General features: G+C 48.3%; 10 protein-coding genes. 9 read left to right on the top strand and 1 reads right to left on the bottom strand.

Annotated features, from left to right (window positions below):
- Positions 1 to 59: 59 nt before the first annotated feature.
- Both VFC92_01990 and VFC92_01985 read left to right on the top strand, forming a co-directional pair.
- Positions 60 to 1,787 (top strand): alpha-amylase family glycosyl hydrolase, encoded by a 1,728-nt coding sequence (locus tag VFC92_01990; protein HZK06946.1) that lies wholly within the window; start codon positions 60 to 62, stop codon positions 1,785 to 1,787.
- 367 nt (positions 1,788 to 2,154) lie between these two features.
- Entirely contained in the window at positions 2,155 to 3,693 is a 1,539-nt protein-coding gene (locus tag VFC92_01985) for an OstA-like protein (GenBank protein HZK06945.1), read from the top strand.
- A 116-nt stretch (positions 3,694 to 3,809) separates the two neighbouring features.
- Here VFC92_01985 and VFC92_01980 read toward each other — a convergent pair whose 3' ends face one another.
- On the bottom strand, positions 3,810 to 6,692 hold the full coding sequence (locus VFC92_01980; protein ID HZK06944.1) for a PD-(D/E)XK nuclease family protein: 2,883 nt from the start codon (positions 6,690 to 6,692) through the stop codon (positions 3,810 to 3,812).
- Positions 6,693 to 6,808: 116 nt separating this feature from the next.
- Here VFC92_01980 and rsmG point away from each other — a divergent pair, with 116 nt between their 5' ends.
- The 7 genes from rsmG to VFC92_01945 all read left to right on the top strand — a co-directional run bounded on the left by rsmG (position 6,809) and on the right by VFC92_01945 (position 16,314).
- Positions 6,809 to 7,480 (top strand): 16S rRNA (guanine(527)-N(7))-methyltransferase RsmG, encoded by a 672-nt coding sequence (rsmG, locus tag VFC92_01975; GenBank protein ID HZK06943.1) that lies wholly within the window; start codon positions 6,809 to 6,811, stop codon positions 7,478 to 7,480.
- A gap of 30 nt (positions 7,481 to 7,510) precedes the next feature.
- A complete protein-coding gene (locus tag VFC92_01970; GenBank protein HZK06942.1) occupies positions 7,511 to 8,092 on the top strand; it encodes a hypothetical protein in 582 nt (193 codons plus the stop codon).
- A gap of 43 nt (positions 8,093 to 8,135) precedes the next feature.
- Positions 8,136 to 8,840 carry a tRNA/rRNA methyltransferase gene (locus VFC92_01965; GenBank protein HZK06941.1) on the top strand — a complete coding sequence of 235 codons (705 nt, stop codon included), beginning with the start codon at positions 8,136 to 8,138 and terminating at the stop codon, positions 8,838 to 8,840.
- 368 nt (positions 8,841 to 9,208) lie between these two features.
- Positions 9,209 to 10,195, top strand: coding sequence for a tRNA-dihydrouridine synthase family protein (locus VFC92_01960; protein ID HZK06940.1), 987 nt, complete (start codon positions 9,209 to 9,211; stop codon positions 10,193 to 10,195).
- A gap of 131 nt (positions 10,196 to 10,326) precedes the next feature.
- Complete coding sequence (locus VFC92_01955) at positions 10,327 to 11,730, top strand: glucoamylase family protein (protein HZK06939.1); 1,404 nt, start codon at positions 10,327 to 10,329, stop codon at positions 11,728 to 11,730.
- Between the two features lie 101 nt (positions 11,731 to 11,831).
- A complete protein-coding gene (locus VFC92_01950) occupies positions 11,832 to 14,789 on the top strand; it encodes a TonB-dependent receptor (protein HZK06938.1) in 2,958 nt (985 codons plus the stop codon).
- A 10-nt stretch (positions 14,790 to 14,799) separates the two neighbouring features.
- Positions 14,800 to 16,314 carry a RagB/SusD family nutrient uptake outer membrane protein gene (locus tag VFC92_01945; GenBank protein HZK06937.1) on the top strand — a complete coding sequence of 505 codons (1,515 nt, stop codon included), beginning with the start codon at positions 14,800 to 14,802 and terminating at the stop codon, positions 16,312 to 16,314.
- The last annotated feature ends 7 nt before the right edge of the window (positions 16,315 to 16,321 follow it).

Below are 16,321 nucleotides of genomic sequence, written 5' to 3'. Positions count from 1 at the left end.
GTCTCTACAATGCCGATTTTTTTTATTTTTGCTAATCAAATCCATTAATAATCCTGGCTATGGCAAACAACGACGCAACAATCCGCAAACACTGGAACAACCTTTACGGCGAACGGCATAATGATAAACTTATTGATTTTATCGGATGGCTCGATCATTTTGCGAAAAGCAAAGAGATAAAGCCACAACCCGCCGAATGGTACAAAGATGCCATCGTCTATTCGTTGTATGTCGATTTGTTTAATAACGATTTCGAAGGCCTGATCGAAAAACTCGATTATCTCCAAAAGCTGGGCGTCAACTGCCTTTGGCTGCTGCCTATCCTCTCCTCACCGATGCGCGACGCGGGCTTCGACATCAGCGACCATACCAGCGTGCGCCATGAATTGCTCGGGTTACCGGCTTCAGCCAGCCGTCAGGAAAAGCAATATGCTTTTAGAGATTTTTTGGATGCAGCGCACCAACGTAACCTGCGGGTGATTTTTGATATCGCCATCAACCATACCTCCGAAGAGCATCCGTGGTTTGTCGAATCGCGCAAAAGCGCCGATAACCCTTATCGCGATTTCTACATCTGGAGCGATGACAACACAAAATACGCAGACGCACGCATCATCTTCAAAGGTCTCGAAGAGAGTAATTGGGAAAAAGATGAGAAGGGCTATTATTTCCATCGGTTTTTTAATTTTCAGCCCGACCTCAACTATCGCAATCCGTCGGTGCTGACGGAGATGGTGAAAAATCTGGTTTTCTGGCAAGGCGAAGGCGTGGATGGATTCCGTGCCGACGCCATCCCCTACCTTTGGAAGGAGGAAGGCACCGACTGCGAAAACCTGCCGCAGACGCATACCATCGTTAAGTTTTTCAGGGCGGTGCTGGATTATGTACGCCCCAACACTTTGCTGCTGGCCGAAGCCTGCCAGAAACCTGTGGAGGTTGTAAAATATTTTGGCAACGGCGACGAATGTCACGCCGGTTATCACTTCCCGCTGATGCCGCAGATGTTTAAAGCCATCGCCATGCAAAGCAACAAGCCCATCCGCACCACACTAAGCAAGAATGTTACGCCCGAAATACCATCGTCGGCACAGTGGTTTACTTTTTTGCGCTGTCACGACGAGTTGAGCCTGGAGCTGGTTTATGTTTCGGAAGAAGACCGTGCCTACATTCATAATCATTATTGCAAAAAGCCTGAATGGAATTTCAGAATAGGCGAAGGTATCTCCGCACGTCTGGCCGATCTGCTCGACGCCAACCCCGACAAAATTGCGCTGGCTTTCTCGGTGATGCTTACCCTGCCCGGAACACCTATCATTTATTATGGCGACGAGTTTGGCAAGCGCAACGATTACGATTATTATAAAGAGAAAATTGCCGAAACCGGTAAGGACGACACCCGCTTTTTGGTGCGTGGGTACATCGACTGGCAGCAGCTCGACCGCGACCTGGCCGACAGCACTTCGCTTGCAGCACGCACTTATAGCCGTATTTCTAAAATGGTGAACAAACGCAAGAACCACAAAACCTTTGGCCGTGGCTCCATCTTCTGGCTCGAAACCCACCAAACCGACGGCATGATTAACGACCACATTTTGGCTTTTATCCGCAAATGGAAGGACGAACGCCTGATGATTTTCCATAACCTCAGCGACCAGCCGCAGACTTTCCGGCTTAGCATTCAACCCGAGATAAACTGGACGGATATGTTTGGCAACGAAGTAGATTACAACGAACTTGAACAAACCATCACTATGCAGCCGCTGGAATATTTATGGATAAAGATGTAGTTTCGACTGCGCTGGTTTCGACAAGCTCAACCACCGCAACCACCGCACGACGGCTCTATTTAAGATTCAATCTTCTTTTTTCTTCTTCATTTCTAATTCCCTTTTTTTTGAATATCGAACCGCAGAATAAAGCCTGCCCTGAGTTTATCGAAGGGAATGTTGAATTTTGAAATAAAAGCACCAGGGGTTTGGGCGAGACTATGCCTGTTGATGTTTTTTTCATTTTAACAAATAAAGACAGGAGATAACGCTCCTGCAATGATCAAATGCTGATGCTTTGGTGACAGAGGATGAAGATGGCGGTAAAATAATATCTTCGCCCCACCGGAGTTATCCGAAGGTCAATAATAATCAAGCGATGCGGCTCATGATGAGAAATCCTTTTCTTCGTCTAATCTTTTTGGTGATGATCATCAGCAGCAGTTCCATGCTCTGCAAAAAAGTGCCTGGGCAAACCAAAACGAGGATACAAATCATCCATGCCGACGACCTGCGGGGCCTGAAAAGCGGTGGCGAAGATCTCAACATTCTGGTAGGAGATGTGCAGTTTGAACACGACGGCGCCTATCTCTATTGCGACAGCGCCATCCTAAATTCCCGCCGCAGCGACCTTTACGCTTACGGTAAAGTTCATATCAAAATGAGCGACACCCTCAACCTCTACGGCGACACGCTCCATTACAACGGAATAACGCGCGTGGCGGTGATGTCGGGCAACGTGATATTGAAGGACAACCAGGCTACACTCTATACAAACCAACTCAAATTCAACCGTAAGACACGCACCGCCTACTATTCCACCGGCGGGCGCATCGAAAACAAGGACAACGAACTCAGCAGCAGCTATGGCATTTATTATACCGACACCAAACTTGCCCATTTCAAAAACAATGTAGAATTGGCTAATCCTGAATATCTGCTGCGTTCCGATACGTTGATTTATAACACAACCACTGCCACCGCCTTTATTTCGGGACCTACCACCATCACCGGGGAAGACGAGTTTTTGTATGCCGAAGATGGGTATTACGATACCCGCACCGACATCACCATGCTGCAGCAAAATGCGTATATGATTTACAAAGAGCAATACCTGCGCGGCGACAGCATCTATTTTGAAAAAGCTACCGGTATCGGTGAAATGTTTGGCAATGTTTTTTTACAGGACACATTACAAAAAGTGATTGTTACGGGCAACTATGCCGACTACCACCGCAACCAGGGTTATGCCTGGGCTACCGACAGCGCCGTGGCCATTATGGCCAATGCCACCGACAGCCTTTTCCTGCATGCCGACACCCTCTGGCTCACCTTCGACACGGCCGACAATCCGCTTCAGCTCAAGGCTTACCACCACAGCAGGTTTTATAAAACCGACCTGCAGGGGATGAGCGACTCGCTGGTATATTCGTTTGCCGATTCCACCATTCACATGTTTTATGACCCGATATTATGGACCGACGAAAACCAGCTCACCGCCGACGACATCATCATCTATAGCTCCGGCCAGCGCGCCGACTCGATGCAGATGACCGGCTCGGCTTTTATCATTTCCAAAGATGACTATGGCGCTGAAAATTATAACCAGATCAAAGGCAAAAAGATGATGGCTTATTTTGAAAATAACGATCTAAACCTGGTGAAGGTGGACGGCAACAGCGAGACTATTTATTTTGTGCGCGAAGAAGAAGGCGCCCTTATCGGGATAAATAAAGCTGTGGCAGGACGTATGGAGATTTTCATTGTCGATCGCCAGATAGATGGAATCATCTATTTCGAAAATCCCGACGCCACACTTTACAACGAAGGCGAGCTACCTGCCGATCAGTTTTTTCTGCGCGACTTCCGCTGGAACCAGCACATGCGGCCGATGAATCGCAATGATATCTTTCGATGGCCAAAATAAATTATCCGTAAAATCCTCCATGAATTTCTCCAATTAAGCCATTAAATGCAAATTATTTTTGTGTTCATTCGTCTAATTCGCGTGAATTCGTGGAGTGTTTTTCAATCGGAAATCCCCTACCTCCGACACATTGTTTTATAAATACAGGTTCTGCAGGTTTCTATTATTGGGGTTTGTGAAAAGGGGATTGTTTCATCAAAAAGATTATCGAGCAAATCCAAAAGATACGACTCGAAGGCTTCCAGCTTTTCTTCGTCCAGTGCGGAATCGAATTTTTTGTCGTCGCCTTTTATTCCAAAGCTGATCATTCCCAGGCTGAGCTTGCGCAGGCTGATAATACCAGTCTCAAAGTCGCCACCCGTATGATGCCCGGTTTTGGTATAAAGCCACGCGTAAAGCAGTACCTGAAAAATCTTATCGTACTTATCGCCCTGCTGCAAACCCTCCCAGTCTTTGAGTCGCAGTTCTGAGGCACCGCTTACGCCGCCAGTTTTATAATCGATAATGCGGATCATCCCAGCCAGCCGGTCGATGCGATCGATTCTGCCGTAGATTCTTATTTGCTGCTCCCTGTTGGGGATTTCCAGCTCTAATGATAAAACCTCTTCCAGCCCGATTATCTGCAGTGCCTCTGGCTGTGCTTTCAGTAGCTTTATTTCTGTAAGCAAAAAATCGTCGATAAACTTACGGATCACTTCAAGCAGCAGCTTGTTGCGCCCCCACTCCACCTGACCTTGATTATATTCCTTTAATAAGGCCCACTGCATTTCAATTTCCACCTTTGATTGCAGAGTGGAAATGTCAGCCGCTAAAAGTTGTTTTCCTTTTATAGGAATGTAAAGTTTCTCCAGAACCTCATGCACGATGTTGCCGATGATTCGGTGATCGATGGTTTCCTGCACTTCGTCGGGTTCTTTCAGGCCGGCAAGATTTTTTAGATAAAACCGCAACCCACACTTTCTGTAATCGTTGAGTGAGGTAGCTGATAATCCTCGCTTGGCTTTGGCCGCCAGTTGCGCCATTACGCTTTCGGTTTTCTGCACCTCTATTATCCTGTCGCTGCCCGGCGATGGGGGCGGCGCAGTTGCAATAGCTTCTTCAATTTTAATAGCCGGATTGTAGCGTGGCAACTCATGGACGATCTGCCGGATAAAGCGGCTTTGCTCTTTGGAATCGGAATCCTGGTTGGTGTTGTAAATGATGTGTACCTCCTGTGCCCCGCACAGCAACCGATAAAAATGATAAGCATACACAGCGGCTTTTTGTGAAGCTGTCGGCAATTTGTATTCGGCACGGATGTCGGCAGGAATATACGAATCGTTGCTTTTGGCTGCCGGCAATTTGCCTTCATTAGCGCCAAGCAAAATTACTTTATCAAAACCAAGACTTCTAGTCTCGAGCAGACCCATCACCTGTGCGCCCCGCAGCGGCTCACCCGAAAAAGGAAGTCGTTGCGTGCGCGCAATGGCCGTAAAAACCTCACGCAACGATTTGATGCTGTCGATGGTCCCGTAACGGACGTTCAGATCGTTGATGCGCGTAAGAAGAAGGGCTATATTAAAAAGATATTCCAACTGCAGATCGCTGGTTCCGGAGGATTGCTTTTCAGCATTTTTACTTTTATAATGATTTCTAAAAAAGTTAACAATTCCGCCGGCGGTGGCCAGCATTTGTGCCGGGTCGTCGCCTATGGCACCAAAAATCAACCCCATAAGCTGGAGTGGTTTTTCAGCAATATCTAAAACATCCTTTGGGATCCGTTCAACAAGGGATCTGATTTCAGCAGGAGAATAAAATGTTTGGTTGGATTTGCGGATAGCGCCAACCAAGGGAGCCGGATCGAAAACCTGCGCCGTAAGCGGATGCTGCAACAGGCGCAGCACATCATTATAATGAAAGCCCTGACTGGCACTTTGCGTAGTGATTTCAAAACGCCTCTTGTTTTCGTGCATCTTTAGCAGATAAACCAAAAAACTATACTGCGGCGTGGCATTGAGCGGATATCCCATGGTAACATTAAAAGCCGACAGGTTCTCGGGCAGCGCGTTGAGCACCGGCATCATCAGTTGCTCATCGGCCAGCACCACCGCCATCTGCCCGGCATCAGCTCCCTGTGCCGCAAGCCACTGCTGCAAAAGCGTTCCGGCATGCACCGCCTGCCCACTGATCCCGGCTACACCATGCACCTGAATCTTTTTGGGTGGCGCTTCAGCAAAATAGTTGGTTGCCGCTTCGAAATACTGTTTCCCGAAGTGGCGCATTTGCTTTCGCAAAAAAACACCTGCTTCCTGGCCAGGATCATCTAGGTAGTAATGATCGGCATCGGGAAGTAAAGTGGCCTTGCCTTCATCAATCAAATATTTCATCACCGCTTCCTCGGCAGTGGTGAGCGCATTAAAACCTGCAAAATAAATTTTAGTCCAGGGCAAATCTCCAGCTATTTTGGTAATATTTTCCGCGGCAAAGCGGTACATCCTGCCAGGCCAGGCGCTGCCATTTGCTGCAAGATTGTTGGCCAGCTGCGAATAATATTCGTACAAAGAGCTATAAAATCGAAGGTAGTCGCGCACAGCAGCCGTGATTTCATCGGGGGTGAGGTTCCATTTTTCGATCACCTTTACCTCGGTGAGGTAGCCGAAGATGCTGCGGGCATCCACCAGATGCGCATCGATGTCGCTGAAATCCGTCTGCAGCACATGTCCCCATTTTATAAATTCGCCGAAAGGCTGTGCTTTTTCCTTTTCTATCCGGCGGTGTATTTCATAGAGTTCAAAGTCGATCACCACCGGATCGGCCAGCGTAAACCCGGAGAGGCGGGCGTAGAAATCGTCCACCGCATAAAAGTCGGGCGACCACACCGTACGGCCCGCCAGGTCGGCAATATGCTTTCGCAAAAATAATCCTGCACGCCGGTTGGGCATCACCACGCAGATCTTATCCAGCCGGTTACCATCAGTTTCGATGATGGTACGGGCTACACGTTTAAGAAATGTTTCCATCAAAAAAAATGTATTCGTTTTTACAGGGGGTAAAAGTAAGGGTTTTGGTTGGAAAAGACCTTTCAACCCTTTAACTTTTCAACTTTTCAAACTTTCAACTTACTATCTTTGCGGCGATGGAAATTATCAAAAAATACTTCGCCGACCTTTCCGTACGGCAGTTGGAGCAACTCGGACAGTTGCAGGAACTTTACACTTTTTGGAACGAACGCGTGAATGTGATCTCACGTCGCGACATCGAAAATCTCTACGAGCGGCATGTGCTTCATTCGCTGGCCATTGCCAAAGTAATCAGTTTTGCTGATGGCACGCTGGTTATCGATGCGGGCACAGGCGGCGGATTTCCGGGCATCCCGCTGGCCATCATCTTTCCGGAGGTCAGGTTTCACCTCATCGACTCCATCACCAAAAAGATAAAAGTGGTGCAGGCTGTCGCCGAAAGTCTTTCGCTGACCAATATAACGGCCGCCGCCGTGCGTCTGGAAGAGACGAAAGAAACCTCAGACTTTATCGTAAGCCGTGCGGTGACGCAGCTTCCGCAATTTGTACAATGGGCAATGCCCCGCATCCGGGCCGGTGGAAACAATACTTTGCCCAGTGGAATCCTCTACCTCAAAGGCGGCGACCTTACCCCCGAGCTGATGCAGCTAAAACTTCACAGCCAGGTTTATCCGCTCAGCCGCTACTTCGATGAAGAATTTTTTGAAACCAAAGCACTGGTGCATCTGTGGAAACCGGCAGGAGTGAAAGAGAATTTTAAAAAAACGGCATATCGGCGAAAACGATAACTGATTATTAATCATAATAACTTTCACAGAATGACAATCCGTGTGAGATCACTTTTTACTATTCTGTTTTTGCTTGTAATAAGCCAAACCATTTACTCGCAAGTTTCAGAGGCTGATTCCTTTATGAAAAGAGATTATTATCCTAATGGAAATATCCAGGCAGAATATTGGCTCAAGGTTTTTAATTCTCGTACTTTGATACATGGAAATTACACAAGGTTTTCTGAAAAAGGAAAAATCATTGAAAAATCGATATGGGAGGAAGGAAGAATCGTTGGCATCAGGGAAATTTATGATACGAAAGGCCGCATACTTTTCCGTGAAACTTACCATGAAGATGAATACCCACGGACAATAATCGGTCAGGCTTATTACTACGGCTTTTTAGTGGCTTGCAAAACGTCCATTGGAAAATACATCGAAACCGGATTTATGGAAAAACAACTTCATGGTGACTTAAGATACATAAGGAAAAATGGAAATTTGATGGATTCCCTGTTTTACGAAAATGGAGTGAATGTATACCGCGCTCGTTTTAATAGTAAAGGCAAATTGATTCTTGAAGAAAGAATTCAACATTCTAAAACCCTCAACGACATAGACCTCAAATAAAATTGAGCTTAATGAAAAGTAGCTATTATTAGGAAATAAATCTATGCAAATCATCTTCATCCTTGTAGAACCTGCAGTGCCCGAAAATGTCGGGGCTGCTGCGCGCGCCCTCAAAACGATGGGTTTTGGTGAGTTGCGGCTGGTGCGCCCATGTACCTTTTTGGAGGGGAAGGCACGTTGGGTAGCCCATGCTTCCGCAGAAATCCTGGAGCAGGCTTCCGTTTTCGATACCCTCAGCGAGGCGCTTACAGATGTCGATTTTGCTGTAGCCACCAGTGCCAAAGAGCGATCCGTGCGCGGCGACCACCATGCGGCCAATCTTTTGCCCGAACTGCTGCAAAGCAAAGTCGGCACCATCCAGAAAGTGGCCATTGTTTTTGGCCGCGAAGAGTCGGGGCTTACCAACGATGAGATGGCACTTTGCCACATCTCTACCTATGTTCCCATGGCCACCGCTTATCCGTCGCTCAATCTGGCGCAGGCGGTGATGCTTTACGCCTACATTCTTTCATCTTCGCATCAGTTGCCAGCCACTTCAAAGGTTCCGGTGCCGGATCAGGCCAAGCTTTCGGTGCTGCTTCAGCAAACCAAAGAGATCCTTGCCGACACCCACATCAGCCGCAGCGAAGTGTTTTACAACCGAATCCTGGAGCGCCTGGCACTGCTCAACGACAACGACACCGGCCTGATGCTTGCCGCCCTTTCAGCTATCCTGGAGAAATACGGCAGCAAAAAGGAGGGAGGATGAATTTAAGAAGTTGTTGGGTTGTCGGAATTTGAATTGAACGAGGTTTTGACGAGGCTGTGCCTCGTTCAGCCTATGTTTTACAGGCTTTGCCTGTTGCCATCTTTTTACAATTAAATTAGTAAAAGCAGGCAAAGCCTGCAAAAATAAATACAGCTTAGGCAGGCTTCGATAAGCTGGCTTCGACAGGCTCAGCCACCACAGCCACCCAAGCCTAAGCCCGAACGGTGATCCGAACGATGTGCCTGCAGCTCTGGAATGAAGAAGTTATCAGGTTGTCGGGTTTGAATATTGTGATTTATTTGAAAATTGTTTTTTGGACTTTGGAATTTGTTTACAACAGAAGTTTAATATTTAATGAATAACCCTAAATGTCAAAAGATATGGTGATTATGGCTCCGCTGCAAGGCTTGACAGAGGCGGAATTTCGGCGCGCCTGGTCGCGACATTTTTCGGGCATCCACCAGATGATGAGTCCGTTTATCGCGCTGGCCGAGGGGTCACGTTTCCGTCAGCAGCATCTTCGCGACGTGCTGCCCGAAGCCAATCCGGGACTGGCAATCATCCCGCAGGTATTGGGCAACGATCCCGAGAAATTTATACTGCTGTCGCACCGCCTGCAGGAGCTGGGCTATGCCACCGTCAACTGGAACCTGGGCTGCCCCAAACCCTCGGTGGCCCGCAAAAAACGCGGCTCCGGCTTGTTGCCTTTTCCCGACCTGCTGCGCCAACTGCTCGACGAAATCATCCCGGCGCTGCCCATCGCGCTCTCCATCAAAACGCGGCTGGGCTATCACCATCCGGAAGAGTTTGAGAAGCTAATGGAGGTTTTTAATGACTATCCGCTGCAAAGCCTCGTCATCCATCCGCGCATCGGCGTGCAGATGTACGACGGCGCCATGCATCTGGAAACCCTCGATGCTGCCGTGGGACGCATAAAATATCCCTGGGTTTTTAGCGGCGACATCACCGACAGGGAAAGCTTTCTTGCTACTCGCAAAAGATATCCGACTGCCGCCGGCTGGATGCTGGGTCGCGGACTGCTTGCCAATCCCTTTCTCGCCGAGCAAATAATGCTGGCCGCCACAACCACTCCGGACGAAAAACATCGCGACACATTGATTAATTTTTACAATGATTTGATACAGGAATTGGCCGCCAAAGGACGCTCATCGCTTGCACAACTTGGCAAGAAAAAAGACTATTGGTGGTACTTCGTGCATTGGTTCACGGATTCCGATCAGCTTTTCGATAGGCTTTCTCACATCAACGATCCCATAGCCTTTGATGACGAAGCCGGGCGCATTCTCGCGCATCAGCCACATGCACCTTTTGCCCACCGTTTAAAAAGCAGGTAGTAAATAGGGAAAAGTTGCAGTAATTTTTACTTCACTTTTTAAAAAGTGTAGTCTCCTCTGATTTTTGTACTTTTGGCTTTGGTTCTCCGACGATCGAAAACTTAAGTCTGTTAAACAAAAAGACCCGACTTATGAAACACACGCTAATCCTTACTTTAGCAACTCTGCTGCTGGTTGCTTTTTCGGCTTGCAATCAACAATGCCAAAAAAAGAGTGTCGACAATAGCCTGGGCATGGACGACAGCCTGAACCTGGATGATCTGCACCGCCGTACCTTCGATTACTTTTGGGAAACTGCCGACAGCGTGAGCGGCCTCACGCCCGACCGCTGGCCAACGGAATCGTTTTCGAGTATTGCCGCGATGGGTTTTGGATTTACAGCTTACATCATCGGAGTGGAAAACAGGTACATCAGGCGTGAGCAGGCCGCCGAACGCGTGCTGAAAACCCTCCGCTTTATCATGAATCTGCCCATGGGCGACGCTACCTCCGGCGTGGCCGGCTACAAAGGTTTCTTTTATCATTTTCTAAATATGCGCACTGGCTTACGTCATGAGCAGGTGGAACTTTCGACCATCGACACGGGACTGCTCATCGCCGGCATACTTTCGTGCTACGAATATTTCGATAGCAACGACAGCACCGAAACGGGAATTCGCCAACTTGCCGATAGTCTCTACCGCCGCGTTGAATGGGATTGGTTTCTCAACGACAACCAACTCTTATCCATGGGTTGGCATCCCGAAAAGGGAAAAGGATTTTTGGATGCTGAATGGAGCGGCTACGACGAAGCCATGATCCTGAACATCCTGGCGCTTGGTTCCCCAACCCACCCCATCCCTGCCAAAGTGTGGGAAAATTGGACGGCGACCTACCTGTGGGCTAATTATCAGGGTTTTGAGCATGTAAACTTCGGTCCTCTCTTCGGACATCAGTATTCGCACATGTACATCGACTTTCGTGGCATACAGGATGCTTACATGCGTGCACGCGGAATCGACTATTACGAAAACTCACGCCGCGCCGTGCTGGCCAACCGCGCTTATTGCATAGAGAATCCTACAGGATTTACCGGTTACGACACAAATATTTGGGGACTTACCGCCTGCGACGGCCCCGGCAACAAACGACAGCAATTCCGCGACACCACCATTCAGTTTATGGCCTACAGGGCACGCGGTGCCGCTGCCGATTATTTGATCGACGATGGAACCATCGCTCCTACCGCCGCTGGTGCAAGCATACCCTTTGCTCCTGATACGTGTTTATCCGCTTTAAACGAAATGTACCAGCGCTATGGCAAGCGCCTCTACAACCAATACGGTTTTAAAGATGCTTTTAATCTCACTTTCGTAAATGAAGAAAATCCAGATGGTTGGTTCGACAAGGATTATATCGGCATCGATCAGGGAGCCATCCTCATCATGCTCGAAAACCATCGCACCGGGCTGATTTGGGATTTGATGAAACAAAACAATTATATCCGCGACGGATTGCAAAAAGCCGGATTTACCGGAGGCTGGCTTGAGAGTTAAAATGAATGAAAAATAATATTATGTAAATGTTTATCTAATTTTTTAGACATTTGTTGGAAATATAAATAGATCAAAAATGAATTCACTTAAAAATTAGAAATATGAAATCAAAACTTCTACTGTTACTGATTCTCATTGCCGGTTTCACTACCGTTCAGGCACAGCAAAAAACTGTGACAGGAACGGTGACCGACAACGCCGACGGCACCACCCTGCCGGGCGTCAACATTTTGATCAAAGGCACCTTTACAGGAACGGTCACCGACGTGAACGGCTTCTACAGCCTCCTGGCTGCACCCGAAGATGTGCTGGAATTCTCGTTCATCGGTTACGAACAACAAGACAAGACTGTGGGCAGCCAGTCGGTTATTAATGTAGCGCTGTGGTCTGCTACCACCTTTCTCGACGAAGTGATCGTGGTGGGCTACGGTCAGTTGCTCAAGAGCCAGGTGGTGGGCGCCATTGCCAAAGTGGATGGCGAAAAGATAGCACGTGAACCGGTGCTCACTGCTGCACAGGCATTGCAAGGTAAAAGCGCGGGAGTGCAGGTTTCATCCAGCGGCAAGCCCGGTGAACAGCCGCAGGTACGCATACGTGGTATCTCCTCTGTAAATGCCGGAAGCAACCCACTATATGTAGTGGATGGCAATATTGGCGGTGACATTACCAACATCAACAGTTCCGACATCCAATCGATGGAAATCCTTAAAGATGCTGCTTCACAAGCCATCTATGGAAGCCGCGCTGGCAGCGGGGTAATAATTATCACTACCAAATCGGGCAAAGCAGGAAAAATGAAGGTGAACTTCGACAGCTATGTTGGCTTTCGCCAAATGACCAACAAAGTGAAAATGGCCGATGCGAAGCAGTATGCCAACTACACCAACGAAGCCCGTGCCTACGACGGACAGCCAGCGCTTTTTGATCCTGACACACTGAAATACAACACTAATTGGTTTGATGAAGTTAGTCGTTCCGGGATGATGAACAACTACAACCTGAACATCAGCGGCGGCTCCGAAAAGATAACATACTATTTTAGCGCGGGATATTTTGTGGACAACGGCATCATCAAAGGCAACGATTACTCGCGGTATGTTTTCAGGTTAGCCAATGATTTTAAACCAGCAGACTTTATCAAACTTGGCTACAACCTGAACATCAGCGTATCGAAAAACGACAACAAGCCCAATGTTTTCGATGATGCCTATCGGATGTCACCGACAGCTCCGGTACAATATGCCAATGGCGACTGGGGCTATTTGCAGGCACTGAGCGTGGCCAACCCGGTGGCAAAGCTGCATTATACCAACGACATTTTTAAGCAGCAACGTTTGATGGGAAATGTATATGTCGAGCTGAAGCCTGTGGAAGGACTAACCCTTCGCAGCAGTTTTAACTTCGATCGCTATGATAACGACAACATCAACTATTTACCCGAATACTATATCTGGAGCGGACAGAAAAACGAAATCTCCGATCTCACGGTGTCATCTGGCCAAGGATTTTATTGGATTTTCGACAACAATGCAAACTATACCAAGACTTTCGCTTTGCGTCATCAAATAATTCTTACCGCCGGCTATTCCGCTGATCGCGATAAACCCACTTCACTATTTAGCAGTGTAAAAGGGGTGCCCAACCAAAGAAACCTCTGGTATATCGGGCAGGGTGATCAGACCACCATCAACAGTGGCAGCTATGGCGACTTGTACACACGCGAAGCACTTTATGGTCGTGCTACTTACACTTATAAGAGCCGATACAGCCTCAGTGGCTCGATGCGCCGCGACGGCTCCAGCAGCTTTCCCGTTAACCAGAAATGGGAAACGTTTTGGTCGGCGGGAGCTACCTGGATAGTTACTCAGGAACCCTTTATGGAAAACCAAACTTTTTTTGACGAGCTTAAACTGCGAGGCAGCTATGGCAAAGTTGGACAAGATTATCTCCGCAACCTAAGCGTACTTACCGGTGTCACTATTCTGAGCAATTATTATGCTTTTGGCGGACAAAGCGGAACACCGCAGCAAGCCATCACTTTCGATCAGATAAAAGATGCACTGGCCACCTGGGAACCTACCTTCGGTTACGACATCGGTATGGAATTTCTGATCGTCAACCGTCGTTTGCGTGGTGAAGTAGGTTTTTATAACAAACTGTCTAACAACTACGTGAGTATCACACTGCCTTCGGCTGTTGGCGATGCCGACCGCACCGTGATTTCACAGGCTGCCGACGTACGAAATAAGGGAGTGGAAGTTTCTCTTAACTGGAATGACAAAATCTCTAACGATTTCACCTATTTCGTTGGTGGCAATATCACTTTTAATAAAAATAATGTGGAAGCTGTTGACGGCAACCTGCAGATCCGCAGCGGAAGCCTGGGCAATGGCGAGATTGTTACCTACACCGTAGAAGGCCAGCCCATCGGCAGCTTCTGGGTATATCAGACAGAAGGCATCTACCGCACACAGGAAGAGATAGAAGCCTCGCCACACTTTACAGGTGCCAAACCCGGCGACCTGATCTATACCGACGTGAATGGCGACGGTACCCTGAGCGAACTCGACCGCGTTTTCGCAGGCAGCTATCAGCCTAAGTTTTATTATGGTATTAATGCCGGGATCAACTGGAAACGAATCGACTTTTCGGTAGATTGCTATGGGAATGGTGGCAACAAAGTGTACAATGGTAAAAAAGGCCTGCGCTTCGGCAATGACAACATCGAGGAAGACCGCGCTACCAATCGCTGGAGCCTCGAAAATCCGAATGGAACCGAACCACGCGCGTCCAACAGTATTCCCAAACCATCAACTTACTTTGTAGAATCGGGCTCATTTTTCCGCCTCAACAATGTGACCCTGGGCTACACCCTACCGCTCACCAAGTGGAAAATGAACAGCCTTCGGTTTTACGTTACAGCGCAAAATCCCATCATCTTCACCCAATATTCAGGTTTTACGCCTGAACTGCCCGGCTCGAACACCGGCAGCGGTATCGAGCTGAACATCTACCCGGTAACATCTGCATATTTATTTGGTATCAACGTTCAATTTTAAAACAATCATTATGAAAAAATATATTCGTTTCATCATCGTGCTTTTGGCAACTTCTTTAGTAATGGTTGCCTGCGACAAGGACTGGCTCGATCCGGCACCTGAAAACCAGCTCATCACTTCCGACTCTACTTTTAACGATCCGGCCAACGCCACCCGTTTTGTTAATGCCGGCTACGCCAACCTGCTCACCTGGGAACAAAGCGCTTTTTCGTGGATGGGCGTGGCCAGCATCACCTCCGACAATGCCGACAAAGGCAGCGATCCTGGCGACCTGGGAGCCGACAAAGACCAAATGGACGCTCTCACCTACACACCAACCACCATCTCGGTAACGGAAGTGTGGAAAGGCAACTTTCAGGGCATTTCCAATTGCAATCAGGCGCTGGCCAACGTTCCAAAATTTGACATCCCTCAGGATTTGAAAGACCGATTGATGGCTGAAGCCAAATTTCTAAGGGCTTATTATTATTTCAATCTGGTACGCACTTTTGGTGCTGTGCCACTGCTCGATAAGGTTGTCGATTCTGAGGATCCTGCTGATCTCAACAAAGCAAATACGCGGGTTCCCTCGGATGAGGTTTATGCTTTTATCGAGCAAACCCTCACTGAAGCCATCGCTGTGCTTCCGTTGAGCTATCCTGCCTCAGAACTGGGTCGCGCCACCAAAGGAGCTGCCATCGGGCTGCTGGCCAAGGTGAGTATGTACCAAAAGAAATGGGAAGAAGCTTTCAATCTCACCAATCAGATCATAAACGGCGAGGTGGGAAACTACGGTCTTTTGGCCGACTATGACTCCATCTGGCGTGAAGAGGGAGAAAACAGCATCGAGTCGTTGTTTGAAGTTCAGTCGCGTGCCGGACTCCCGATAGCTGCTGTACAGCAATTTTGCTCTCCACAAGGCATCCGTGGCGGGAAATTTTCTTTTGTCGGAAACAATGGGCGCGACACTTCTGCCTTTACAGGATGGGGATTTAACACGCCATCTCTCAATCTTTTCGAAAGCTACGAACCCGGCGACTTGCGGCGCAAAGCCACCATCATGTCGATTGGCGATACACTTTTTGATAACGTCATCATTGTGGATGCCGCCAATCCGCGCTACAATTACAAAACCTATGTGAGCAAATACGAAGAAAGCTGGACCGGCAACGACGACCGCACCAACAAAAACATCCGCCTTCTGCGTATGGGCGAAATTTACCTGATCAATGCCGAGGCAGCCAACGAGATTGGCAATTCAGGCAAAGCAGTTTCTTCACTCAACGAGATTCGTCACCGTGCCGGCCTGGGCGACACGCCGGCCTCCGGGCAGGATGCTCTGCGTCAGGCAATATGGCGCGAACGCCGTTTTGAACTGGCCATGGAATTCGACCGCTTCTATGACCTGGTGCGCCAGGGAAGAGCAGGCGAGGTGATGAGAGCACATGGTAAGAATTTTGTCGATGGTAAAAACGAAGTCTTCCCGATTCCACAAAGCGAGATTTACGCCAGCGGAGGAAAACTTACCCAGAATCCCGGTTACTAAAGCATGA

The organism is Bacteroidales bacterium (genome assembly GCA_035647615.1).
Taxonomy (GTDB): Bacteria; Bacteroidota; Bacteroidia; order Bacteroidales; family 4484-276; genus SABY01.
This window is presented reverse-complemented; position numbering and strand designations above follow the sequence as displayed.